Annotated in this window: 22 protein-coding genes and 1 tRNA gene; 2 read left to right on the top strand and 21 right to left on the bottom strand. The window is 35.7% G+C overall.

Features of this window, described 5'->3' with window-relative positions; genetic code table 11:
* Positions 1-118: 118 nt before the first annotated feature.
* The 18 genes from PYW37_RS02200 to mvaD all read right to left on the bottom strand — a co-directional run bounded on the left by PYW37_RS02200 (position 119) and on the right by mvaD (position 20,060).
* The gene (locus PYW37_RS02200) at positions 119-1,255 is read right to left on the bottom strand and encodes an ABC transporter ATP-binding protein (RefSeq protein WP_003131545.1); all 1,137 of its coding nucleotides are present in this window, start codon (positions 1,253-1,255) and stop codon (positions 119-121) included.
* Positions 1,256-1,471: 216 nt separating this feature from the next.
* Complete coding sequence (locus PYW37_RS02195) at positions 1,472-2,500, bottom strand: diacylglycerol kinase family lipid kinase (RefSeq protein ID WP_012897243.1); 1,029 nt, start codon at positions 2,498-2,500, stop codon at positions 1,472-1,474.
* A gap of 152 nt (positions 2,501-2,652) precedes the next feature.
* Positions 2,653-4,617 carry an NAD-dependent DNA ligase LigA gene (gene ligA, locus PYW37_RS02190; RefSeq protein ID WP_017864138.1) on the bottom strand — a complete coding sequence of 655 codons (1,965 nt, stop codon included), beginning with the start codon at positions 4,615-4,617 and terminating at the stop codon, positions 2,653-2,655.
* A 133-nt stretch (positions 4,618-4,750) separates the two neighbouring features.
* Positions 4,751-4,821: transfer RNA gene (locus PYW37_RS02185), tRNA-Cys, on the bottom strand.
* 157 nt (positions 4,822-4,978) lie between these two features.
* Positions 4,979-5,260: a hypothetical protein gene (locus PYW37_RS02180; protein ID WP_003131548.1), complete on the bottom strand. Its 282-nt coding sequence runs from the start codon at positions 5,258-5,260 to the stop codon at positions 4,979-4,981.
* Positions 5,261-5,545: 285 nt separating this feature from the next.
* Entirely contained in the window at positions 5,546-6,982 is a 1,437-nt protein-coding gene (locus PYW37_RS02175; RefSeq protein WP_003131549.1) for a 6-phospho-beta-glucosidase, read from the bottom strand.
* Positions 6,983-7,063: 81 nt separating this feature from the next.
* Complete coding sequence (locus tag PYW37_RS02170) at positions 7,064-8,401, bottom strand: PTS sugar transporter subunit IIC (RefSeq protein ID WP_003131550.1); 1,338 nt, start codon at positions 8,399-8,401, stop codon at positions 7,064-7,066.
* Positions 8,402-8,692: 291 nt separating this feature from the next.
* The gene (locus tag PYW37_RS02165; protein ID WP_050428179.1) at positions 8,693-9,424 is read right to left on the bottom strand and encodes a MurR/RpiR family transcriptional regulator; all 732 of its coding nucleotides are present in this window, start codon (positions 9,422-9,424) and stop codon (positions 8,693-8,695) included.
* A gap of 90 nt (positions 9,425-9,514) precedes the next feature.
* On the bottom strand, positions 9,515-9,865 hold the full coding sequence (locus tag PYW37_RS02160) for a PTS lactose/cellobiose transporter subunit IIA (protein ID WP_003131552.1): 351 nt from the start codon (positions 9,863-9,865) through the stop codon (positions 9,515-9,517).
* A gap of 84 nt (positions 9,866-9,949) precedes the next feature.
* Positions 9,950-10,276, bottom strand: coding sequence for a PTS sugar transporter subunit IIB (locus PYW37_RS02155; protein ID WP_003131553.1), 327 nt, complete (start codon positions 10,274-10,276; stop codon positions 9,950-9,952).
* Between the two features lie 241 nt (positions 10,277-10,517).
* Complete coding sequence (locus tag PYW37_RS02150) at positions 10,518-11,264, bottom strand: MurR/RpiR family transcriptional regulator (protein ID WP_021721900.1); 747 nt, start codon at positions 11,262-11,264, stop codon at positions 10,518-10,520.
* A 155-nt stretch (positions 11,265-11,419) separates the two neighbouring features.
* Entirely contained in the window at positions 11,420-12,004 is a 585-nt protein-coding gene (locus PYW37_RS02145) for a YdcF family protein (protein WP_021721901.1), read from the bottom strand.
* 3 nt (positions 12,005-12,007) lie between these two features.
* On the bottom strand, positions 12,008-13,348 hold the full coding sequence (locus tag PYW37_RS02140) for a DEAD/DEAH box helicase (RefSeq protein WP_003131558.1): 1,341 nt from the start codon (positions 13,346-13,348) through the stop codon (positions 12,008-12,010).
* A 302-nt stretch (positions 13,349-13,650) separates the two neighbouring features.
* A complete protein-coding gene (locus PYW37_RS02135) occupies positions 13,651-16,005 on the bottom strand; it encodes a carbon starvation CstA family protein (RefSeq protein ID WP_003131559.1) in 2,355 nt (784 codons plus the stop codon).
* Between the two features lie 248 nt (positions 16,006-16,253).
* Positions 16,254-16,874 carry a superoxide dismutase gene (locus PYW37_RS02130; RefSeq protein WP_003131560.1) on the bottom strand — a complete coding sequence of 207 codons (621 nt, stop codon included), beginning with the start codon at positions 16,872-16,874 and terminating at the stop codon, positions 16,254-16,256.
* A gap of 157 nt (positions 16,875-17,031) precedes the next feature.
* Complete coding sequence (gene fni / locus PYW37_RS02125) at positions 17,032-18,075, bottom strand: type 2 isopentenyl-diphosphate Delta-isomerase (RefSeq protein WP_021721903.1); 1,044 nt, start codon at positions 18,073-18,075, stop codon at positions 17,032-17,034.
* A gap of 52 nt (positions 18,076-18,127) precedes the next feature.
* Positions 18,128-19,117: a mevalonate kinase family protein gene (locus PYW37_RS02120; RefSeq protein WP_021721904.1), complete on the bottom strand. Its 990-nt coding sequence runs from the start codon at positions 19,115-19,117 to the stop codon at positions 18,128-18,130.
* Positions 19,104-20,060 carry a diphosphomevalonate decarboxylase gene (gene mvaD / locus PYW37_RS02115; protein ID WP_023188990.1) on the bottom strand — a complete coding sequence of 319 codons (957 nt, stop codon included), beginning with the start codon at positions 20,058-20,060 and terminating at the stop codon, positions 19,104-19,106. The genes PYW37_RS02120 and mvaD overlap by 14 nt, the downstream gene beginning before the upstream one ends.
* 304 nt (positions 20,061-20,364) lie before the next feature.
* On the opposite strand from mvaD, the gene mvk reads away from it, so the two are divergent.
* Together mvk and PYW37_RS02105 are read left to right on the top strand one after the other, a co-directional pair.
* Positions 20,365-21,297, top strand: a complete 933-nt coding sequence (gene mvk / locus PYW37_RS02110) for a mevalonate kinase (RefSeq protein ID WP_003131564.1) — start codon at positions 20,365-20,367, stop codon at positions 21,295-21,297.
* Between the two features lie 63 nt (positions 21,298-21,360).
* Entirely contained in the window at positions 21,361-21,552 is a 192-nt protein-coding gene (locus tag PYW37_RS02105) for a hypothetical protein (RefSeq protein WP_012897234.1), read from the top strand.
* 76 nt (positions 21,553-21,628) lie between these two features.
* On the opposite strand, the gene rsmI is transcribed toward PYW37_RS02105, so the two are convergent.
* The 3 genes from rsmI to ricT are packed head-to-tail and all read right to left on the bottom strand — an operon-like array spanning position 21,629 to position 23,605.
* Entirely contained in the window at positions 21,629-22,504 is an 876-nt protein-coding gene (gene rsmI / locus PYW37_RS02100) for a 16S rRNA (cytidine(1402)-2'-O)-methyltransferase (RefSeq protein WP_003131568.1), read from the bottom strand.
* Complete coding sequence (yabA, locus tag PYW37_RS02095; protein WP_011675472.1) at positions 22,504-22,830, bottom strand: DNA replication initiation control protein YabA; 327 nt, start codon at positions 22,828-22,830, stop codon at positions 22,504-22,506. Before yabA ends, rsmI begins: the two co-directional genes overlap by 1 nt.
* On the bottom strand, positions 22,823-23,605 hold the full coding sequence (ricT, locus tag PYW37_RS02090; RefSeq protein ID WP_025016551.1) for a PSP1 domain-containing protein: 783 nt from the start codon (positions 23,603-23,605) through the stop codon (positions 22,823-22,825). The genes yabA and ricT overlap by 8 nt, the downstream gene beginning before the upstream one ends.
* Positions 23,606-23,648 lie beyond the last annotated feature (43 nt).

The raw sequence follows: 23,648 nt of genomic DNA, 5'->3' as shown, positions 1-23,648 counted from the left end.
TGACATTATCGTTGAAAAGCCTTTATTTACAAGACCTATCAGTAATTTTTTCACTTACAAACTAAAAAAGATTCTATCAATTAATGACAGAATCTTTAGAGATAAGAGGGCGTAAATTTTAATCAATGATGCGATGTTCAGTTTGAGCATCAAAGAAATGTGATTTGTTTAGGTTCAAAGCCACTGTAATTTTTTCTCCTGGATTGCGGAAATCACGCGCTTCAACACGAGAAACAAATTCAGTTGAACCAGCTCTAAGATAAAGCATAGTTTCTGCTCCAAGAAGTTCAGAAACGACAACTTCAGCTTCAATTGTTTGATTTGGATAGGCTTGTTGTGCCAAATTGCTTGCTTGAATGTCTTCTGGACGAATTCCAAGAATCACTTCTTTTCCTTCATACCCTTGTTCTTTAAGCAATTTTGCTTTTCCTTCTGGAAGGTCCATATTCAAACCTTCATTATTTGTTAATTTTCCAGAAGCAACTTTGACATTAAAGAAGTTCATCGCAGGACTACCGATAAAACCGGCAACAAATTTATTAGCAGGTTCATTATAAAGCTCTTGTGGTGTTCCGATTTGTTCAACACGACCAACTGTCCCTGTTTTATCAGAGTTTGGTGATGATGACATAATAACAATACGGTCAGCAAGAGTCATCGCTTCAGTTTGGTCATGGGTTACATAGATTGTTGTTGCTCCAATTCGACGGTGAATTTTTGCAATTTCTGTACGCATTGAAACACGAAGTTTAGCATCCAAGTTTGACAAAGGTTCATCCATGAGGAAAACTTTGGCATCACGGACAATCGCACGTCCCATTGCTACCCGTTGACGTTGACCACCTGATAAGTCAGCAGGTTTACGGTCAAGCAAATCAGAAAGACCAAGAATTGTTCCAGCTTCTTCAACACGACGTTTAATTTCATCTTTTTTGAACTTACGAAGTTTCAAACCAAAGGCCATGTTATCAAAAACTGTCATATGTGGATAAAGCGCATAGTTTTGGAAAACCATGGCAATATCACGATCTTTTGGTGCGACATCATTCATGATTTTACCGTCAATTTTAAATTCGCCTTCAGTAATATCTTCAAGACCAGCGACCATTCGCAATGTTGTTGATTTACCACAACCTGAAGGACCAACGAATACAATGAATTCTTTATCTTTGATATCAATGTTGAAATCTTCAACAGCGTATTGCGTCGCATTGGGATATTTTTTGTAGATTTTGTCTAAACTGAGTGTTGTCATTTTTTCTCCTCTAATAACATTTGTTCTTTAATATTATTCTACTGTAAACGTTTTCTGTTTTCAATCAGTGATTTGCCTAAATTAATTGTACAAGTTGCACATTTTACTGACAGAATTATTAATGTAGTTGACAATTCTCTTAGCATCAACTAAAATGCTCCGAGCCGTCGTATTTTACTGACAGAAAAAGTTACTGACAGATCTGTCAGTAACTTTTTAATCTTCTTCATCTTCATCTTTAATTTTATTGGCTTCTTCGGCAAATTTTTGCGCAACTGCTTCTAATGCCAAGGTTTCTTCGTCTCCAAGGTAATGGTCATCGTTGATTTCATCAAGGTTTACATACATATCCAAATGACCTTTGAGATTATCAAATTGAACTGGAGCATCTCCACCATATTCTCCATCTAAATTAAGAAGAATTTTTTGACCGCCTAAGGCTTCGATTTCAATTTTACTTGTTTTAATGTATTCCAAATTAACATCATCCAAATGTTTTCCATTAGCTACAATCGCAAGTAAAGCAATAAGTTCAAATAGATTATCTGTTTTCACCAAAATCAGTGTGAAAAGTCCATCATCTAATTTAGCATCAGGTGCAATCTTTTCAAAGCCACCAACTGAATTAGTAAGTGCGGCAAAGAACATTGAAATATCACCCTCAAATACGCCTTCATCATGAACAACACGAACCGGTGCTTTACGCACACGAGGTAAAAGTTCTGCACCCTTTGCTAAATAGGCCAAATAACCAAAAGCCGTTTTTAAATGACTAGGAACACTGTAAGTAAGTTCTGTCAAACCGCCCCCAGCAGCGATATTAATAAAATACTGTTCATCTTGTGTTTCTCTGATTACGGCATGACCGACATCAATATTTAGAATCTGATTTTTACCAATAATTTCAATCGCTTCAAGCGGTTTTCCTCTTGGAATTTTTAAAGCCCTAGCAAAGTCGTTTGTCGTTCCCGTTGGAACAATAGCTAATTGAGGACGTTTCTCAAAAGGAGAAATTCCAGCTACAACTTCATTAATAGTACCATCACCACCAGCCGCAATGATTAAATCAAAGCCAGCTTCTGTTGCTCTTGCCGCCTCTTTTTTTGCGGAATCTTGTTCTGCTGTGGTTTGATAAGCACTGGCCTCATAACCATATTGCTCTAATTTATCCAAAATATCTGCAATATGTTTTTTTATAATTTCTTGACCCGATGTCGGATTGTAAATCAATCTCGCCTTCATCATTTTCTCCGAAACCTTCTCTCATCCATTCTTAAAAATAATTTACTGACAAACTCCCAAAAGAGTGACCCCACCAATTGAACCAAAGTTCAAATTTCTGTCAGTAAATTTACGCTCTCACTAAAGTCTGTCAGTAATATTCAATACAAATTAGTTTATAAATCAAGCAAATCTTGCTCTGACCAGATTTCAATTCCTAAGTCTTGAGCTTTTGTCAGTTTGCTACCTGCTTCTTCTCCGGCGACTACCAAATCAGTTTTCTTAGAAACAGAACCAGAAACATTTGCTCCCAACGCTTCCAATTTTTCTTTTGCTTCTGAGCGCTTCAAAGTCGTCAATTTACCAGTTAAGACAACTGTCTTACCTGATAATATTCCTTCAATATTAACAGCCCCTAAATAATCAAAATTTACACCAGCATTTTCAAGTTCATCCAGTAAAATTTTTGCTCCGTCAGTTTCAAAATAAGAAACGACAGCCGTAGCAATGACCCCACCTAAAGATGGAATTTCAGAAATTTCTTCTTCTGTTGCTTTAGAAAGCGCTCGAAGATTAGCAAAACGTTCCAAAAGTAATTTAGCCGCTTTACCACCAACATGACGAATTCCTAAACCAAATAATAATTTTTCCGCCGAATTTTCACGACTCTGCGCAATTGCTGACACAATTTTTTGAGCCAATGTTTCTTTGACCTTATCTAATGTCAGTAAATCTTCAATCGTCAATTGATATAAATCAGCAACATCAGCCACCAATTTTTTATCAAAAAGTTGTGAAATGACTGACGGACCTAAGCCCACAATATTCATAGCATCACGACTAGCAAAATGAATTAGTTTTTCCCGAATTTGCGCCGGACACAAGGGGTTAACACAGCGTAAAGCCACTTCATCTTCAAAATGAATTAACTCCGAACCACACTCTGGACATTTCGTTGGAATTTCTAAGCCTTCAAGACCTTCTGGCCGTTTATCCAAAAGTACTTTCCCAACCTTCGGAATAATATCCCCTGCCTTATAAATCAAGACATGATCGCCAATACGGATATCTTTTTCTTCAATATAGTCCACATTGTGCAAAGTTGCTCGAGCAACCGTTGTCTGTGCTAAAAGAACCGGGGTCATATTTGCTGTTGGGGTGACAACTCCTGTCCGACCGACAGTCCAGTCAACAGACAAAATTTCTGTTTCTGCTTGTTCAGCTGGAAATTTGTAAGCAATCGCCCAGCGCGGTGCCTTAACCGTAAAACCTAATTCCTCCTGCTCAGCAAGATTATTAACTTTTACAACAACCCCGTCAATATCATAGGGGAGTTCGTCACGCAGACGGGTAGCCTCTTCAATAAATTCCCAAATTTCATCCATATTTCGAGCAAATTTACGTTCAGGATTGACTTGGAAACCAAGTTCTTCAAAATATTCTAAGACTTCTTCTTGAGTGTCATTGGTTGCTGGACTTGCTTCTTGATAAAGGAAAGTTGCAAGACCACGTTTGGCAACTATTTTCGTATCAAGTTGACGTAAAGTTCCAGCTGCCGCATTTCTTGGATTAGCAAAAGGAGCTGCTCCTTCAAGTTCACGCTCTTTGTTCAGTTTAGCAAAATTCTTACGTGGAAGATAAGCTTCACCACGTACCACAATATCAATTGCTTCTTTAAGCTTTAAAGGAACATCTTTGATCCGTTTCACATTTTCTGTGATATTTTCACCCGTTGTTCCATCGCCCCGAGTCGCTGCAGTCACAAGCAAACCATTCTCATAATAAAGAGACAATGAAAGACCATCAATTTTTAATTCACAAATATACTCTGGATTAGCAATTTCCTTGCGAACTCGTTCTTCCCAAACTGCTAATTCTTCACGCGAAAAAACATCCCCTAAACTATAGAGATTATAAGGGTGTCTAAATTTAACAAATCCGTCTAAAATAACCCCACCTGTTCGGTGCGTTGGAGAATCCGCTCTAGTTAGTTGTGGATTTTCAGCCTCCAATTTTACCAATTCTTGATAGAGTCGATCGTACTCACTGTCTTCTACCGAAGGCTCATCTAAAGTATAATATTCATAAGCATACTGATTTAATTTTTCCGTAAGCTCTTTAATTTTTGACTCGATATTCATAGCTCCTATTTTAACACAAAAGACCAGTCAGTATGATTACCGAAGCACATCAAAAAGGCAAATTTCTATTAAAAAAATGATGTAATTTAAAACAAAAAAACTTGCTTTTCCAAGCAAGTATCTTTTTTTATTAAGGCGACGGTCGGATTTGAACCGACGATTAAGCTTTTGCAGAGCCATGTGTTACCACTTCACTACGCCGCCACAACATTAACTATTATAGCGGAAAAATAAATTTATGGCAAGCATGAGCTCACTCTACTTCCTGTTAAATCATTTAAATCAAGACTGATAGGCTTTAATAATCATTTACTAACTCCAAATCAATAAAAAATGACTTGAGCTATGCAACTTTTCTGTTTTAATTACCAATTTTAAAATTTGTTTCTGTGTCCATAAAGACCAAATCCCGCTGAACATTTTCTCTGCTGACAACATGAAATCTTCTTCCATCTTTTTGAATCAAAAAATCGCCAACTAAAGCCAAATCTCCTGAAATTGACTCAAAATTTAAAACGTTTTTATTCCATTCATTCCAAGAAAGCCGTTCTTGTTCAAAAGCCTGCCTAACCCATATTTCATGAATTGGTCGATGCGAAATTTTCCAGACTTCTACAAGCTGTCCCCTATATTTTGCTTGCATAAAACCCCTTTCTGTTACACATGAACTACTCAGTAAAGATATTTTAGCAAAATGAACAAATTTGTCAAAAGCTAGTTGGAAATTCAACCCTTATTCTTTTCATATCGGAAACGTTTTTTACATGAAAATAACTTATAATCTGATATTTTTACTTTATTAGGCTTTAAAGTTCACCAAAAAATTAATAAAATACAGTTACGTACCCTTTATACTACTTTTTCCACTTTTGGAGTGTTTTCTTTACATTCCAATAAAAATAAAAAGACACTTTCGTGTCTTTTATTTTTAAAGTTCTTCGCCATTTGTTGCGATAACTTTTTGATACCAAGTAAAGGAGTCTTTTTTCGAACGTTCTAATGTCCCATTTCCTTCGTTATCCTTATCTACATATATGACGCCATAGCGTTTTTTCATCTCACCTGTCCCAGCAGAAACAAGATCAATAAAGCCCCACGGAGTATAACCCATTAAGTCAACTCCATCATAATCTACAGCATTTTTCATTGCTTCTATATGAGCTTTTAAATAATCTACTCGATAAGGGTCGTGAATACTTCCGTCAGCTTCAACTTCATCTACAGCACCAAAACCATTTTCAACAATGAAGAGTGGTTTTTCATAACGTTCATAGAACCAATTCATTGCATAACGTAATCCTAAAGGATCAATTTGCCAGCCCCATTCAGAAGCTTTAACATATTCATTTTTGACTAAATCTTTATCTTCATTGTAATCAAAAGTAGGAGCTTTACCATGGTCTTTAATTGCAAAACTCATGTAGTAAGAAAAACCAATATAATCTACTTTTCCTTCTTCCAATGCTTTCAAATCATCATCAAGAATATCAAGTTTAAATTCCTTACGGTCAAAATAGGCTTTTAAATAGCTTGGGTAATGTCCGCGAACATGAACATCTGCAAACCAATAGCGACGTTGCATAGCAACGGTTGAAGCCATCATATCTTCTGGTTTACAAGTTGCAGGATAAATCGGACACATGGCAATCATACATCCAATTTGGAAATCTGGATTGATTTTATGTCCCAGAGCGACAACTTTGGCAGAAGCAACCAACTCATAATGAGCCGCTTGATACATCATTTCTTCACGTTCTTTTTCGCTTGCTCCTTCTGGGAATTTTAAACCAGAATTAGTAAATGGTGCAAAATCACGCAAATAGTTTGCTTGGTTGTTGATTTCATTGAAAGTCATCCAATATTTAACTTTATCTTTATAACGATTCATTACGACTTCTGAAAAATGGACAAAGAAATCAATGAGTTTACGATTACGAAAGCCACCATATTCTGTCACTAAGTGATAAGGAAGTTCAAAGTGAGATAGAGTAATTACAGGTTCAATCCCATGTTTTAAACACTCATCAAATAAATCATCATAGAATTGCAATCCTTCTTCATTAGGTTCTGCTTCATCTCCATTTGGAAAAATACGAGTCCATGCAATGGAAGTTCTAAAACAATTTAATCCCAATTCATCAAAGAGTGCAATATCTTCTTTGTAGCGATGATAAAAATCAATAGCTTCATGATTCGGATAATTTTCTCCCTCAATTACCCCATCTGTGATTTTTCTCTCTACTCCATTGCTCCCTGCTGTCATGACATCAGCAACAGAAACTCCCTTTCCGCCGGCATTCCATCCTCCTTCAAGTTGATGTGCAGCAACTGCTCCTCCCCAGAGGAAGTCTTTTTTTAAAGTCATAATTTCTCCTTTTAAATTTTTAGAATTAACATTTTTAATAAGATAAGCCCAAGAATTCTTGAGCTCATCTAAAATTTGCTATTATTCAGCAGCATTAATTTCAGCTTCTGTTTCAGCTTCTTCTTTAAGAAGAATATTGTCATAAGCTTTGGCAAATGGCCAGTAGAGAAGTGATGTCAATGCAAGGATAATAACTTGCCAAACCATACCTTGCCAGCCACCTACAAGGTATCCTGAAAGAACTGCAGGTGTTGTCCATGGAACATAAGCTCCGTTAAATGGTGGAATGATTCCTAGATAAATCACTAAGTAAGTCAAGATTCCTGAAATCAATGGTGCTAAGATAAATGGAATTGCAAGAATAGGATTTAAGACAATAGGAAGACCAAAGAGAATTGGTTCATTAATATTGAACACTGCAGGTCCAATTTCCATACGTCCTAAAGTTTTACCTTGAACTGATTTTGCACTCACTAAGAGGAAGATAACCAAACCAATGGTCAAACCAGAACCAGTAACTGTCAAGTATTGGTCCATGAATGATTGTGTAACGATGTGGGCTCCATTTGAAAGACTGAGATGTCCTGCTTTATAGAGGGCTGCATTGTCAGCAGAGTTGGCTTGAAGCAATGGTCCCATAATCCCACCGATGATTGTCGCTCCGTGAACACCGAACCACCAGATAAATACTGGCATAAAGGCAATAACGAAGACGCCGACAGGGCCATCAGTTACGTGTTGTAATGGAGTTTGAATCCATTTATAAACTAATTCAATGAAAGTTGTGTTGAATCCGATTGTTGTAATTCCGTGAACAACACCAGCTAAGGCAATGATTGCTCCTGCAGGAACAAGTGAAGTGAATGATGCCGCAACGTTTTCTGGAACTTGTTCTGGCATTTTAATTGTAATGTTACGACGCATAAAGCCAGTGTAAATCCAACCGACTAAGAGTCCGACGATGATTGAAAGAACCATCCCTTTCCCACCTAACCAAGCTCGGTCAATTACTCCCCCTACTTGATAAGCAGTTGAAACTTTAGTTGGGTCAGTAACAGATGTTACTTGATGAATTGTGTCTGGTTGCAACAAGATGTGAACGATAATACCAGTTAAACCAGCAGGAACTCCTTCATAACCTGCATCTCGAACCCACGCGTAAGCAATACCGAATACGGCAAGCAAGGCCATAATACCAAATGAAGCATTATTAATTTGTAAAAAGAGTGGGCCCAATTTGATTTTGTTCATGAAGTCTTGGCCTGCTTGGAATGGCAATTGACCAAGAATCAAGAATACTGAACCAATAATGATAAATGGAATAGGATAAATCATACCATTTTTGATTGCCGTGACTGCACGGGTATTCAAAAATTTCATCATTGGAGGCATGATTTTGTTTTGAATAAAATTGTTCATGGTTGAACAGTCTCCTTTACTTTTTTTGATGAACTGGTTTCACGTTCATCTTTTCTACATTTTCATTATAACACTAAAGAGCAAAAGAAAGAAAGCGCTTTCTTGTTTTTCCAAAACTTTGGTTCTGTACCACTCGTGAAGACTAATGTGCCAAAAATGTCATATAAGTTTCCTTTAAGGTTGCGAAAATTAGCCTTGCAAATTATATTTGTTATCTCAATTTAACTTTTTTTGTTTTATCCATCAAATGATTAGGAACGGCTGAGCAGATAAAAAAGCCAATTTGGCTTTTTAATTTGATAATTGATAAACCAAATCTGTTAAACGCTCAGTCAAATAAACTGTTGGTAATTGACTCGTCAAATCATAATGCGTATTGATTCGGTGTTCATTAATTCGATAAGTAAGGACAAAATCGCTCAGTTCAGCAATACTTGAATTCAATTTTGGTGTGATACATGAAATATAGACATCTTTATTAGAGCGCAGACTGGTCAGTACTTCAATGATTTCATTCGTTTCCCCAGAGATGGATAAAGCAATTACCAAAGTGTTGGTTGTATTTTGTAATTTTGAAGCAATTGGATAAGTCACATCACTAAATGAAAAGGTATTAATTCCAACTCCCGCTAATCTTCTGACTGCATAATCGCAAATTAAACCGCTGGAACCTACTCCTGTAAAAATGATATTGTCACTTTCAATGACTCGATGTGCCAGATTATCCAAACGTTGTTCAATATCGTTAGAGAAAATATCTAGTGAAAAGGGAATTGCCGTATTTGAGCTTCCTTTTTCCAATTCTTTTTTATCAATAATGTACTCTTTAAAATCTGTATATGAATCATAACCCATTTTATGAATGAGGCGCATGACGCTAGAAGTTCCAACATGTGCTTCCAGAGCAATATCACGGACTCGCATATAAGGAATTTTATCAACATTATCTCGTAAATAACTATAACAAGTTCTTTCCGTGTAGGTTAATTTTTGAAAGTCAACATTTCCAAAAAAACTCATCATTCTCTCCTTTCTTCTTTAAACTTTTTGGTTAGAAAAAAGTTGCGTCTCCGCAACTTTTAATCTTGCTTTTCTAATAAGCTAGGAGCTATATTATTTGTTTTCAAGTGCTTGCAGGCGTTGTTCTTGACCGACAACTTCTACAGCAAGGTCTTTAAAGGTAATCGCATTCATTAAGTGGTCTTGAGCATGAACCATGTAAAGATTCCAACCAATTTTTTCGCCTTGAGCTAAACGTGTCAAAAGGTCAGTCTGAACGTCATGTGCTTCACGAAGTTGTTCACTCGCTTCGTTTAATGAACTTTCAGCTTCGGCAAATTCACCAGCTTTGGCTTGTTGAATGGCTTGGAAGGCTAAACCTTTGGCATTTCCTCCACTCATGATAATGCCCATTACAACACCCATGTAGTCATCACTTGTTGGATTCTCGTATTTATCAGTCATTTCTTATCTTCCCATTTCTCTTTGCTTAGATTTTTACATAGTAAAAGAGCTTTCGCTCTTTCACAAGTTTGAAATTTTCAAACCTTAATTCATCAAGTTTTCAGCTGCTGCAAGAACTTTATCTCCGCGCATCATTCCATAATCTTGCATTTTGATAACGTCCATTGGAACACCAGCGATTTCAGCTTTTTTAGCAACTTCACCTTTCATGAAGGCAACTTGTGGGCCTAAAAGAAGAACGTCAGGTTTTGGTGAGCCTGTTCCGGCAAGCATGTTATCAATGTCCGCTGTTGATTTTGCGAAAATTTCGTAATCTTTCCCGTTATCTGCTGCTGCTTTTTGCATTTTTGATACCAAAAGTGATGTTGACATACCGGCTGCACATGCAAGTGCAATAACTTTATCTGCCATAATTATTTCTCCTTATTCTTAACGTTTTATAATTTAACGTTCTTTATAAAAATAATTATAACGTTTTCATTTTCATAATGCAAGCGTTATCTATTTTTTGAAAGTGCTTTAAAAATTTTACTAATTAGTTTATTTTTCGCTTTGTAGCAAGCTTTAGGCGACTTTTATGGCATAAAATAAAAAAGCTACTATCAAATAGTAGCTTTTTGAAATATTTGTTTCTCTTTTTGGAACAAATTTATTATTTTTTAAGATGATAATCAATCGATTTATGAGCTAAAATTTCTAAAATAGCTAGTACTGGGAGTTGCGTGGTCAAATTCCCTAAAGGATACTGTTTGGACCATTCGTTAACAAGATTGTACGAGAGTTGGTAATCAGCAAGTTTAGCAACGGTGCAATCTTCATTATTTGTAATCGAAATAATTTTTGCTCCGCCCGCTTTAAACTCCAATTCTTTATTAACAACTTGTTCTGTTTCACCTGACACAGACATGATTACTGCCACAACATTTCCCATACCCTGAACTTGAACAGCTTGAAACGGGTCAGAAATAACGAAGCTTCGTAATCCAGTATTTACAAAATATTTAGTAGCATACTCACTTAATGAACCAGATGTTCCTAAACCTAAAAACACGGTATAATCAGCTTTAGCAATCATTTGTGCAGCATTATTGAGTTTTGCCTGATAATTATCTGTATTCATTCGACGTAAAAACATGTTGAATTCGAGCATATTATCATAATGTTGCTCTTCTGGTGTTTTTTCTTTGAGTTGATTTTTGAGGTAAAATTTTAAATCAGACCAACCTTCAAAACCAAGTTTTGTACATAGTCGGACAATTGTCGAAGTTGAAACATGGACTTGACTTGCTAAATCACGAATTGTCATTTGTTGGACTTCTTCAGGTGATTTAATGATAAAATCAAAAACTAGCGTTTCAAGCTCGTTAAGTTTACTGATTTGTTCGGGTAGAAACATCATTTTTTACTCTCCGTATTTGGAAATATTTAGCTCCGCCACAAATTCTTTTAAAAATTTACTGACAGAATCATTGTTTGAAAGGATTTGCCAAATTTTAGCAAAACTGTCAGTAAAAATTACTGACAGCTTTTATCCTTATAATAATTGAAATTTTCTTAGCCTTTTCCAAAAACGAAAGCATAGATTAAGCCAAGAATTTCATGACCATAATAATTAGGATAATAAAGAAGATTATTGACTTTTGTCTTTGCAGCAAAGCCTTCTACTTTTACACCTTCTTGTTTTGCTAGATACAAGGCTCGGTAAAGATGAAAATCGCTAGTGACAATCACAGTTTTTCCGTCAAAATATTTTTTGGAATAAGCGATATTTTCCGCGGTATCACCCGCCTTATCTTCACTAATAATTCTGTCAGCCCTAATATGATGACTTATCAGATAATTTTTCATACTAAAAGCTTCACTAACAGGCTCGTCAGCTCCTTTTGCTCCAGACACAATAATTTTGGCTTGCGGATTATTCTTAGCAAGCAAAAGTGCTGCATCTAGCCGCTCTTGAGTAATCTTGGCTGGTTTTTTATTTTGATTTATTCGTGAGCCAAGGACTAAAATTGTTTTAATGTCTGTGGAGTTTTCAGCAGTTCTGTCAGTAGATTTGCTAAGAATCAAAGCAAGACAAATTACTGAAATCAAAAGAATTAGACCAACAAAAGCGCCTATAATCTTAAAAGTCTTTTTCATTAATTAAAAACTTTGTTTACGAGAATCACGTGTTTTACGGGCATTTTTATTGCGCTCAGCACGGCGTTTTTTCTTGTTATCTTCTTCAATTTGCCATTTAATTGCACGTTTGTAACCTGGTTTAACGTGCTTTTTACCTTTTTTAAGGGCACCAATAGTTTTTGTTGAAATTTCATCTTGTTTTTTCGTCCGTTTTTCACGACGGTCACGGTCATAAGAATCAACAATTTCACCATCTTTAATAGCTTTTGGTTGGAATGTAACACCCATTTTTTCAATCTCACGAATACTTGAATCATCAGAAGGACTATAGAGTGTAATGGCTGTTCCTTGTAATCCATTACGGCCAGAACGACCCACTCGGTGAACAAAGAAAGTTAAATCTTTTGGAATTTCATCATTGATAATGTGTGATACACCTTCAATATCAATTCCACGCGCGGCAATATCGGTTGCCACAACATATTGATAATCTAAATTTTTAATTGAATTCATGATACGTTTACGTTCACGTGGCGGTACATCACCATGAATTTTTGCAACTTTAAGTCCGTTACTTGTCAAGAAATGATGAATGTCATCAACACGACCTTTGGTATTGGCAAAAATCATTGCCATGTAAGGATTCGTTGCTTTTGTCAATTGGAGCAAAAGTTGGTTATGAGAACTTCCTTTGGTAGAAACAAGCCAATTTTCGATTGTATCTGAAATTACTGTCTTATTGGCGATTTTTTGCATGACAGGATTATGCAAATATTTTTTCAAAAATGGTTGAAGTTTTTGAGGAATAGTTGCTGAGAAAACGAGCATTTGCACGCGTTTACCAAAACTTGAAGCAATTTGGTCAACATCTGCCAAAAATCCCATGTCAAGCGTCATATCCGCTTCATCAACAACAAAAGTATTAGCAGTATGCACAATTAAAGCATTAGATTTGATTAAGTCATGGATTCGACCTGGTGTTCCAATTACGACATGTGGTTGTGATGATTCCAATTTTTTGATTTGACGGGCCTTATCAGTCCCACCAACAAAGTTTGAAACACGAAGCTTGTCATTAACTTTTGTAAATTCTTGAGCTGCTTTGTAAATTTGAGTAGCTAATTCACGTGAAGGAGCCGTAATGACTGCTTGCACTTCATCAAGATCAGTATCAATTTTTTGGAAAATTGGGAGTAAAAAAGTGTGTGTTTTTCCTGAACCAGTTTTTGATTCCCCTACCAAGTCACGGCCTGAGAGAACAATTGGAATCAATTTTTCTTGTACTTCAGTTGGTTTTTCAAATTTGATATTCTCTAACGTTTGGTTAATATAATCTTTAAAATTAAAGTCTGTAAATTTCATTTTTTTCTTTCATTTGTTGAGGATTATTCGTTTCATTTAAAAAATGACGAATCTCTGTTTTTGCTGATTTATCCATGGAAGGGACTTTTTTCTATTATATCAGAAAAAAAACATTTAAGAAACCAGTTCTTGCCACTATTTAAACTCATTTTTAAAATCTGTCAGCATTTTTATTTTTAAAATTTACTGATGGTGCTAAAATTAGAAAAAATTGCTGACAGCTGTTCAACGTTGAAGTCAGTGATTATATTATAAATAAAAAGTTACTGACAGAAATCCTGTCAGTAACTTTTTATTTTCCATTATTCATTAACTTTACTTTTTAAAACCTTATGTTCAAGCTTACTAGGCCAGAAACTTGAAGTTTCAAAAAGATTTGATTCTTCAAAAACTTCTTCTGAGCTAAATTTATCACCAACTTCATTTGTTCTTAAAATTTTAGCAACTTTAAAGGCACAGATGACTAATAATATAGCCACACAAAGTAAGAAAATGACTGACAGACTTCCTTGAATCATTGTATTACGCATGGTTGCTTGCGCATTCGTTAATGCTAGACCAGATAATTTACCAGAAGCCACTTGGGCTTTTGCTGCTGAATAAGAAGCAAAGTAACCAATATTGACATCATTTGAAAAGATTTTTTGCCAACTGGCCGCAAAAGTTACACAAACATCCCAAACTAAAGGAAGTGCTGGAATCCAAACCCATTTAAGATAACCTTTACGGATAACCATGACACAAACAATAGCTAGAGCTACCGCCGCAATTAATTGATTAGAAATCCCAAAGAGCGGATACATGATTTTTATTCCACCATTCGGATCAGAAACGCCCATCAAAAGCAAAGCACCCCAAACTCCAACAATCACTGCTGTCGTTATAATTTTACTAGGTAACCAATCATCATCACCTAAGCGACCTAATTTTTTGAAGCCACGCAGGGCATCATTAAGTAAATAACGAGTCGATTTTGTTGCCGCTGAAACAGCTGACAGGATAAAGAGCGCCTCAAACATAATCGCAAAATGATACCAGAATCCCATCATATTTGTCCCACCAATAAGTGGAACCTTATGTAGAATATTTGACATTGAAACGGCTAAAGTTGGTGCACCACCAGTTCGTGAAACGATTGATTGTTCACCTACATCTTTTGCCACTTGCTCAAGTGCTTTTTCACCAGTCGTTCCTTCCCAGTCAATACTGAGTTTTGAACCATCAGGCATCATGGCTACATTTGGAATTGCTTTGGCAGCATTATATTCGGCACTTTTATCTGCTTGATAACTTGAAGCTGCGAGTTTTTGAATACTAGCTTGAGGGGTATTCATAGAATAATAAATTCCAGGATTAAGAGAAATCGCAGCGACTAAAGCCATAATAGCAACAAATGATTCAAAGAGCATCCCACCATAACCAATCATTCGCGTTTGTGACTCTTTAGCAATCAAATGAGGCGTTGTTCCAGAAGACATCATTACATGGAAACCAGACAAGGCTCCACAGGCAATCGTAACAAATAAGAAGGGAAAGAGGGAACCAGCAAAAGCAGGACCATCTGTATTATGTGCAAAATTAGTCAGAGCTGGAATCGTAACATCTGGACGCACACCAACTACAGCTATTGCTAAAACAGCAATTGTACCAATTTTCATAAACATAGATAAGTAATCACGAGGCGTAAGTAAAATCCAAGCGGGGATAATTGCTGCAATAAAAGTATAGCCCATGACCCACCAAACTAAAGCGGTTGGCGAAAGCATGAAAATATGCGCAAATGAAGATTCTGAAACCCAACGGCCACCAAAAATAGCAACTAAAAGGAGAATAAAACCAATTGCTGAAATTTCATTCACATGCCCTGGGCGAATATATTTCAAATAAATTCCCATTAACAAGGCAATTGGGATGGTCATCCCAATCGAAAAGACTGCCCAAGCAGAATTTGCCATCGCCGTCACACAAATCAAAGCTAAAACAGCAAGAACAATCATTGTCATGATAAATACAATAAATGAAGTCAAGCCACCAGCAAATCTACCAACTTCATCATGAGCCATTGCCCCAATAGATTTTGCTCGACGACGATGAGAATACCAGAGAACAAGCATATCTTGTACCCCTCCGGCAAAAATAACTCCGAAAATAATCCAAATTGTCCCTGGTAAGTAACCCATTTGTGCCGCTAAAACTGGTCCAACCAAAGGCCCAGCTCCAGCAATTGAAGCAAAATGGTGACCGAATAAAACAACTCGATTGGTTGGGTCGAATTCTTTTCCGTCATTATGGCTTTCCGAAGGAGTTGCCCGTAAATCATTTGGACGCATAATCTTACGTTGAATATATAAAGCATAAAAACGATAGCCAATCAAATAAGAACAAACTGCTGCAATAACAAACCAAATCGCATTAATCGTCTCTCCTTGAGCCAGAGCAATCAACGACCAAGCAAGACCCCCTAGTAAAGCGACCGCCACCCAAATGATAATTGATAGAAGACTGGGTTTTGGTAAATGTTTTTTCCAGTCTTTCATTGTTTCTTGAAAATTTGCCTGCTTTAAATCTTTAATTCCGACAATTTTTCCTTGTTTATTCCGCAACAAAAATAGCTCTTCTTCTTCGGTAAAGTTTGAAGAGTTTCCAATATCTTTCATAATCCTCTATTCCTATGCACTTATTAATGCATTTGACCTTCCATATTTTTTAGAACAAAAATGTAACCGATTACAATAATATTTTAGCACTATTTAATCGAAAATATAAACATTTAAGTTTAAAAAAATCTCCTTAAAACATCTTTTTGTAAAAATAAGATAAAGTTCCAAAAGAATAGTCTAATATTAAAAAAGGTTTCTCTAAAATAAAAAATGGCTCTCCTTAAAGGAGAGCCTCATTCATCATTTTATTTTGCTTTAGCATAAAGTTCGTTAACTTTATCCCAGTTTACAAGATTAAAGAATGCTTCAATGTAATCAGGACGTACATTGTGATATTTAAGATAGTAAGCATGCTCCCAAACATCAAGTCCTAAAACTGGTGTCAACCCTTCAGAAATTGGATTATCTTGATTTGCAGTTGATACAACTTTCAATTTTCCAGCTTCATCAACAACTAACCAAGCCCATCCTGAACCAAAACGACCTGTGGCTGCAGCTTTAAATTCTGTTTTGAAAGTTTCAAAACTACCAAATTCTTTCGCAATTGCATCCCCAATTTCGCCGTCAGCATGGTTTTCAGAACCGTCAGTGTTTGGACGAAGCCAAAGCCAGAATTGACTATGGTTCAAATGACCACCACCATTGTTACGAACAGCTGTACGAATGTCTTCTGGAATTGCTGACAAATCTGTCAATAATTCTTCAAGGCTAAGGTCATCAAGTTCATTATGTTTTTCAATTGCTGCATTAAGATTATTCACATAAGTTTGATGATGTTTTCCATGATGCAAACGCATTGTTGCTTCGTCAAAGAAAGGTTCAAGCGCATTTGGCGCGTATGGAAGTTCAGGTAATGTAAATGCCATAGTAATTTCTCCTTTTAAGATGTGAACCCATTTTGAAGTCTTAATACTTTGGTATTTTGACTAGATTGAGAATGAATTCAGTTAGTTTATTTTTTTAATTCTATTCTCATTATAGTCGTTTTTGAAACCATTGCCAAATGATTTGATTTGTAATTTATTATTTTCTTTGTTGGATAAAATTAAGCATATTAGTCGAGTAAAGGAGCTCAACCTTTCGACATTCTTCAATATTTTTTGAACCAGTTAAAACAAATAATTTATTCAAATCTTGTTTCCATTGTTCAATAACTTCTTCTACTTTTTCAGGCCCTGTTTGCATAAGATTTTTCAAGATAAAACCAGCAGAACTTGACAAATCAGCCCCTAAAATTAAAGATTTAAAAATCTCTTGAGCCGAAGTAATTCCACCTGTTGCAATCAAACTTTTTCTATTATCAGCCATTTTAGCTTCTAAAAGGCTCTCAAGCGTTGACAAACCAAATTCATCCAAGTTAAAACCATTTTTACTCCGTTTACGTTCAATCCAAGCAAAATTAGTTCCGCCAGCTCCCCCAATATTTATTCCTGAGACAGCTGTTTTTGCGAGTGCTTTGAAGGTTTTTTGTGAAATTCCAAAACCGACCTCTTTGACAATGACTGGAACTTCTAATTGACTTGCAATTTCATTAATATTTTCTAACCAATAAAATTCACGGTCTCCTTCATCCATTGGCAATTCTTGCGCTGTATTGACATGGATTTCTAAAGCATTTGCCTCAATCATATCCACCGCTCGCTTGGCATTTTCTAGAGAATGACCTGCGCCGATATTGGCAAAAAGAAAACCAGAAGAGTGTATTTTACGAACTTCACTGAAACCAGCAGCTAGTTCTGGAAACTTCAAAGCAATCGATTGAGAGCCGACCGCCATAGCTAAATGTTGATTTTTCGCAATTTCTGCTAATTGACGGTTGATTTTATCTGCTCGCTCTGTTCCACCAGTCATCGCTTCAATATAAAAAGGAAATTCAAAATTCTGTCCAAATACTTCTGATGAAAAGTTGATTTTTTTAGTAGATAATTCTGGCAAACTATTAGGAATGATTCGACTATCAGAAAAAGTCAGGCCCGAGGTCTGATTTTTTTCTTCACGCCAATATTTATAAGCTAACGATAAGTGTTCATCTTTGCGATGTTGATGGATTTCTTTTTCAGTTTTCATCAGTTATTTCTCAATTCATTAAAATCTAACTCTACTTTTTAGCAGACTTATCTCAGTTATTTTTTTGAGCAACCTTAAATTTTTCAAGATTGATTCCATATTCCGATAATTTATTTTGGACTTCAGCAATAGCTTGGGTATTTTGAGCAAATAAAATAATATTCTCCCCAAAACCGGCCCCAGAGATTTTAGCAGCAAATTCAGGATAGCTATTGAGTAAGTTTAAAGCAATAGCTAATTCTTTAGTCATATAACCTTCTGGAATATTCTCCAAAAGCAAAAGTTGATTTTCTGATAACTTTTCTTTGAATAAAGCAAAATCTTGAATGTCAATCGCCGTTGCCAATTCAATGACCAGCTCATTTGAAGCTTGATAAAATTCATCAGAAAGCTTTATTTTTATTTTTTCACTCGTTTTTGCCGCTTTTCCTGTTTGAACCACATAAGTTGCCCAAGGAATTTCGAGAGGTATGACTCGCTTATGATTTTGATAAAAAACAGAACCACCATACATAATAGCAGCAATATCGCCCATTGAACCTGAGCCTTGAACTTCAAAATGCGTTTTTGCGGCAATTTCAAAACGTTTTTCAAGTGACAACTGCAAATCAAAAAACTGATTGACTGCATTAACTAGACCACAAACGACTGAAGCACTTGAGCCGTAGCCTTTTTTATTTTCACCAAAACCTAAATCACTGACAATCTCAAGAGAAATTTCTGGAGATGATGATAAAATTTTACTGACAGATTTTTTTTCAAAGCTGTCAGCAGCTGACAAAGTATTTTTTAAAGCTGTCAGTGCAAAATTCCACGGATTTTCTTTAGTAAATTCAATTTTAGACAAAGAAAATTCAAAATCAGACAGTCCAACATTTGTTTTGAAAATTGATTTCCCTGTAGTAGCTGAAATTCTTACTTCAAAATTTGTTTCAATTGTTGTGATAAGGGCGAGATTTCCTTCTTTTGTGACTGAATATTCCCCCGCAAAAAAAAGTTTTCCTGGCACTTTGATTGTCATTTTCTTCTCAGAGATATTCATAAGCGCCCCCAGCACGTGCGATATCAAATGTTAATTCTGGAAATTCCGCTTGTAATTTAGCTAAGAGAATTTTTTCAGTCGCGTGGTCAGTAATAATTTTGACGTTTGGACCGGCATCGATAGTCACAAAAGCAAGCAATCCTGATTGGTAAGCCTGATTCACAAAGTCAATCACGCGTCTTGTTTCATGCGTGAAATAATCAAAAGGTTGGTTAGAGAGACGATTTTGTTCATGCATACCTAATGCATTATCCTGAGCAATTAGACCAACTTTTTCAATATCAGCATTTAAAATGGCCTGCTTCATTTCTTCCAGTTGAATGGCTGATTTTTCAACCCAAGCACTGTAAGTTGGTGCAGTTTGTGCCAATTGCATGCCCTTAGTTGACGACATTTTTTTCTTTTCAGCAGAGATTTCAGCAACAATCATTGAAAGACCAATATCTTCGTTGTAAAAAGATTCCGCAAAGGAAGATTGATGATCTTCTCCTTTATTCCAAACTGAAAAATTTCCAAAAATTGACCGAGAAGCCGACCCTGAACCGCGTCTAGCTATTCGTGACATTTCTGAATCATCTTTTTCTAAATCTAAAAGTCCAAACATAGCAGCTGTCAGAGCAGCAAAACTTGAAGCACTTGAAGCCAAACCAGCAGCTGTTGGCACATGATTTTCTGATTGAATCATTACTTTAGGGAAATTTCCATATTGTCCACGCATCATTTCCAAAAATTGACTGACACGGCTGCTATCTGCCACTTCAGAATTCAAAATCAAGGAATCAGACTCATTGTCAGTAAATTCAACAGAGGTTGTTGTATAAAATGGCTCCAGAGTCATTGACAAAGAAGAGGTTGTTGGAATATTTAGAGCGATATCCGCTTTTCCCCAATATTTAATCAAGGCGATATTTGTATGCGCCCTTGCAGTAACAATATTTTTCATGAAACTATTATATCAAAAATTTGATTCTTTCTTCTCTCCTATCATTTCAATAAGTTATTTTTTACACTAAAAAATACATTTTTCAGACTAAATGATGAATTTACAGCCAAAAGAGAAACAAAAACTTGATTTTCAAGAGGAAATTTTATAAAATTGTCAGGTACGTTTTTGTATTCATAATTATGATATTGGAAAAAGTTTATCGAATTTTTCCTTCGATAAGACTTTAATTTAACCAAAATATGCTAATTTGCAGTTCACATTTTCAAAATGAGAAACTAATCTAGCAGGAGAATTGTTAATAATGACTATCAATAAAATGGGGACGGGAATTGCCCATTCCAAACTAATCTTAATTGGAGAACATTCCGTTGTATATGGTCAGCCAGCAATTGCCTTACCTGTAACAATTCTTAAAACTACAGTGACAATTACCTCATCAAAATATGGCCAATACATTGAAAATAACGAATTTCGTAGAAGACTTGATTTAATGGGAGATGAATTTGAAGGAATTCGTCAACTCATTATGCGCTTACTCTCTAAATTTCATTCATCAAAAATGCCATTCTCTTTAGAAATTGATTCAAATATTCCTCAAGGACGTGGCTTGGGAGCTTCTGCTTCATTGGCAACTGCCATTATCAGAGCTTTTTATGATTTCTTTGATGCTGAACTTCCGCAAAAAGATTTACTCTTTTATGCCAACTTTTCAGAAAATATTACTCACGGAAAATCTTCTGGAATTGATGTGGCAACTGTAAATTCTGAACACCCTTTGTGGTTTATTAAAGACAGCACAATTGAACCCTTTGAACTCAATCTTCATGGTTTTATCGTGATTGGCGATACTGGTGTTCACGGCTTTACGAGTCAAGCCATCAATATTGTTCGCGAAAAACTTGTTGAAGAAAAAGAAAAAACACAAGATTCAATTAATCATTTAGGTCAATTAGCGACCGATTCAAAAGATTTTTTGATGACAGACAAACTCAAAGAATTTGGTCATGTCATGAATAAAGCTCACGAAAGATTATCTGATTTGGGAGTTTCTCATCCACGTCTAGATAATTTAGTCGAAACCGCTCGTAAAAATGGTGCACTTGGTGCTAAATTAACTGGTTCAGGGCTAGGTGGCGTCATGGTTGCCCTTGCTGAAAATGAAAAAGATGCTATTCGTATCAGTCAACGTCTTCTAAAAAATGGCGCTAAAAATACTTGGATTTACTCATTTTAAGATGGTTGATGACCATCTTTTTTTGTTATAAATGAATCTATCAATTTGCACTAAGGATAACTTATGGAAAATCAATACGAAATTCTTCAATCACTCATCGAAAAAATGGAAATTGTTACTGTTGGCTCGGCTGTCAGTAAAACAAAGCTAAATCGTAAAGAAATCATTGATTTTGTACGTTCGCAACGTTCTTTAAGAATTTTTGATGAGGAAAATCAAAAATGGATTAACGAAAATGTTGACGGGCACTGTTAAATTTTACTGACAGAAATTTTAATCAATCAAAAATATAAAAAAGTTACTGACAGACTGCCTGTCAGTAACTTTTTGCTTATAAATCATGAAATTCTGCATATAATTCTTGACGATTTAGACCTCGTTCTTTAGCAATTTGTTTAATGGCAACATTGGGTTTTACACTTTGTTCAACTAAAACTTTAACTGCTTCGAGCGCTGTCAATTCTGGCTCTTGAACTTCTTGAGCCACTTCATCCGCTCCTGAAACAATAATTAGGCATTCCCCTTTTATTGGTTGGTCCGTTAAAGATTCTAAAACCTCTGAAATCTTACCACGACGATATTCTTCATAAATCTTCGTTAATTCGCGAACTAAAACAACTTCTCTATCCCCATAAATTTCCTGCATGTTAGCCAAAGTATCCCCAACTCTAAAAGGACTCTCATAGAAAATTTGTGTTTCTGGATAAGAAAGCTTACTTTTCAAGAACTTTTGCTGCTCCCCTTTTTTTCTAGGAAGGAAGCCATAAAAAATATGAGGTTGAGGAACTAATCCTGAGGCAATCAAGGCAGTAATTCCTGCTGAGGCACCAGGAAGAGCGATAACATCAATTCCTTCATCAATTGCAGCTAAAACTAAATCATGGCCTGGGTCAGAAATTGAAGGCATTCCAGCATCAGAAACCTGTGCAATAGATTGTCCTTTTTTCAAAAAATCAATTAATTTAGGAATTTTTTCTTGGGAATTATGTTCATGAAAAGATTCTTGCGGAACTTTAATTTCAAAATGGTTTAAAAGGCGCAAAGTATTTCGCGTATCTTCTGAACAAATCAAATCTACAGTTTTCAAAGTTTCAAGAGAACGTAGAGTCATATCTTGCATATTGCCAATTGGTGTTGGAACCAAATAAAGACTTCCAGCAGTTTTTAGGCCTTTAAATGACCGTTGAATATTAAATTTATTTTCCATCAGCGATACAAAAGCTCCAAACAATCTAAACAAGATTCCCCTTCAGCCAATCGTTCTGCATAATGCAGATGGCAAACATGGAAACCTTCATTAAAAATTTGAATCAAGTTAGGATTTGGCTGGTCTTTAGGCGTTTCTTTTTTAACTTCTTTTTTCTCAAATTCTGCCAAACGGTCACGCAATTTTTCTAATTCCATGCGTAAGGTTGCATTTTCAGTCATTGATGCTTCAAGCACTTGGCGAATTCCTGAAATTTGCGTTAATGTGGTATTTAATGTATTTTCAAGTTCGCCCAGTTGGTCGAAAACATCATATTTATCAGCCATGATTCACCTCAATTTCTGCAAGTTCAAAATCCTTGCTATATTCTCCAAAGCGGATTTTTACTCTATTTTTTAAAACATTTAAGCCAACAACTTTTCCTTTTCCTTCTGAGGTAGTTAAAAACTCACCAAAATCTGGGAAAAGTTGTTGGGCTTCTTTATAAAAACTATCTTCATAAGTTAAACAGCACATCAAACGACCGCAAAGACCGTTCAATTTATTTTGTTTCAAAGATAGATTTTGATTTTTGGCCATTTTGATTGAAACATTTGGAAATTCATAAACAAACTCAGAACAGCACAAAGGACGTCCACAAGGTCCAAGTCCACCATGAATTTTAGCCGCATCTCTTGGCCCAATTTGGCGAAGTTCAATCCTAATTCTAAAAGTTGTTGCCAACTCACGCAAAAGCAATCGAAAATCAACACGATTCTCTGCTGTAAACGAAATAAAAAGTTGCATTTGGTCGAAATTATAAGCAACATCAATAATTTTCATTTCCAAACCTTGTTCGATGATAAGTTGGCGAACTTTATCTTTGGCTTGTTTAGAACGTTCTTCAAGTTTTGCAATAACTTGGAGATCATCCTCATTTACTTCACGCACAATCGTGTGGTGAATTTCAAGATTAGCTTCTTCAGAAATTTCACGTACAATTTTTCCGTAAAAGTTTCCCTTATCTGAACGAAGGATAACTTCTGTTTGTGGAGCAAGTTCTATATCACTTATTGCAAATACATTTGATTCGCCATGTGCAAATTTTATTTCATAAATCATAATATTCTCCTGATATAAGATTTTTCAATCAAAGGATAAGTTT

It is taken from the genome of Lactococcus lactis (genome assembly GCF_029023865.1).
GTDB lineage: Bacteria > Bacillota > Bacilli > Lactobacillales > Streptococcaceae > Lactococcus > Lactococcus lactis.
The sequence above is the reverse complement of the archived record's forward strand: the minus strand, read 5'-3'. Positions and strand labels throughout refer to the sequence as shown.

Excerpts from the sequence above, each read along its gene's own strand:
- PYW37_RS02195 (WP_012897243.1), bottom strand. The coding sequence starts at position 2,500 with ATGATGAAGGCGAGATTGATTTACAATCCGACATCGGGTCAAGAAATT.
- PYW37_RS02145 (WP_021721901.1), bottom strand. The coding sequence starts at position 12,004 with ATGAAAAAGACTTTTAAGATTATAGGCGCTTTTGTTGGTCTAATTCTT.
- PYW37_RS02120 (WP_021721904.1), bottom strand. The coding sequence starts at position 19,117 with ATGAATATCTCTGAGAAGAAAATGACAATCAAAGTGCCAGGAAAACTT.
- PYW37_RS02160 (WP_003131552.1), bottom strand. The coding sequence starts at position 9,865 with ATGACTGATAAATACGAGAATCCAACAAGTGATGACTACATGGGTGTT.
- ligA (WP_017864138.1), bottom strand. The coding sequence starts at position 4,617 with ATGAATATCGAGTCAAAAATTAAAGAGCTTACGGAAAAATTAAATCAG.
- PYW37_RS02155 (WP_003131553.1), bottom strand. The coding sequence starts at position 10,276 with ATGGCAGATAAAGTTATTGCACTTGCATGTGCAGCCGGTATGTCAACA.
- PYW37_RS02200 (WP_003131545.1), bottom strand. The coding sequence starts at position 1,255 with ATGACAACACTCAGTTTAGACAAAATCTACAAAAAATATCCCAATGCG.
- PYW37_RS02175 (WP_003131549.1), bottom strand. The coding sequence starts at position 6,982 with ATGACTTTAAAAAAAGACTTCCTCTGGGGAGGAGCAGTTGCTGCACAT.
- fni (WP_021721903.1), bottom strand. The coding sequence starts at position 18,075 with ATGAAAACTGAAAAAGAAATCCATCAACATCGCAAAGATGAACACTTA.
- mvaD (WP_023188990.1), bottom strand. The coding sequence starts at position 20,060 with ATGAAAAATATTGTTACTGCAAGGGCGCATACAAATATCGCCTTGATT.
- PYW37_RS02140 (WP_003131558.1), bottom strand. The coding sequence starts at position 13,348 with ATGAAATTTACAGACTTTAATTTTAAAGATTATATTAACCAAACGTTA.
- PYW37_RS02130 (WP_003131560.1), bottom strand. The coding sequence starts at position 16,874 with ATGGCATTTACATTACCTGAACTTCCATACGCGCCAAATGCGCTTGAA.
- PYW37_RS02170 (WP_003131550.1), bottom strand. The coding sequence starts at position 8,401 with ATGAACAATTTTATTCAAAACAAAATCATGCCTCCAATGATGAAATTT.
- PYW37_RS02135 (WP_003131559.1), bottom strand. The coding sequence starts at position 16,005 with ATGAAAGATATTGGAAACTCTTCAAACTTTACCGAAGAAGAAGAGCTA.
- rsmI (WP_003131568.1), bottom strand. The coding sequence starts at position 22,504 with ATGGAAAATAAATTTAATATTCAACGGTCATTTAAAGGCCTAAAAACT.
- yabA (WP_011675472.1), bottom strand. The coding sequence starts at position 22,830 with ATGGCTGATAAATATGATGTTTTCGACCAACTGGGCGAACTTGAAAAT.
- PYW37_RS02165 (WP_050428179.1), bottom strand. The coding sequence starts at position 9,424 with ATGATGAGTTTTTTTGGAAATGTTGACTTTCAAAAATTAACCTACACG.
- PYW37_RS02105 (WP_012897234.1), top strand. The coding sequence starts at position 21,361 with ATGGAAAATCAATACGAAATTCTTCAATCACTCATCGAAAAAATGGAA.
- ricT (WP_025016551.1), bottom strand. The coding sequence starts at position 23,605 with ATGATTTATGAAATAAAATTTGCACATGGCGAATCAAATGTATTTGCA.
- mvk (WP_003131564.1), top strand. The coding sequence starts at position 20,365 with ATGACTATCAATAAAATGGGGACGGGAATTGCCCATTCCAAACTAATC.
- PYW37_RS02180 (WP_003131548.1), bottom strand. The coding sequence starts at position 5,260 with ATGCAAGCAAAATATAGGGGACAGCTTGTAGAAGTCTGGAAAATTTCG.
- PYW37_RS02150 (WP_021721900.1), bottom strand. The coding sequence starts at position 11,264 with ATGATGTTTCTACCCGAACAAATCAGTAAACTTAACGAGCTTGAAACG.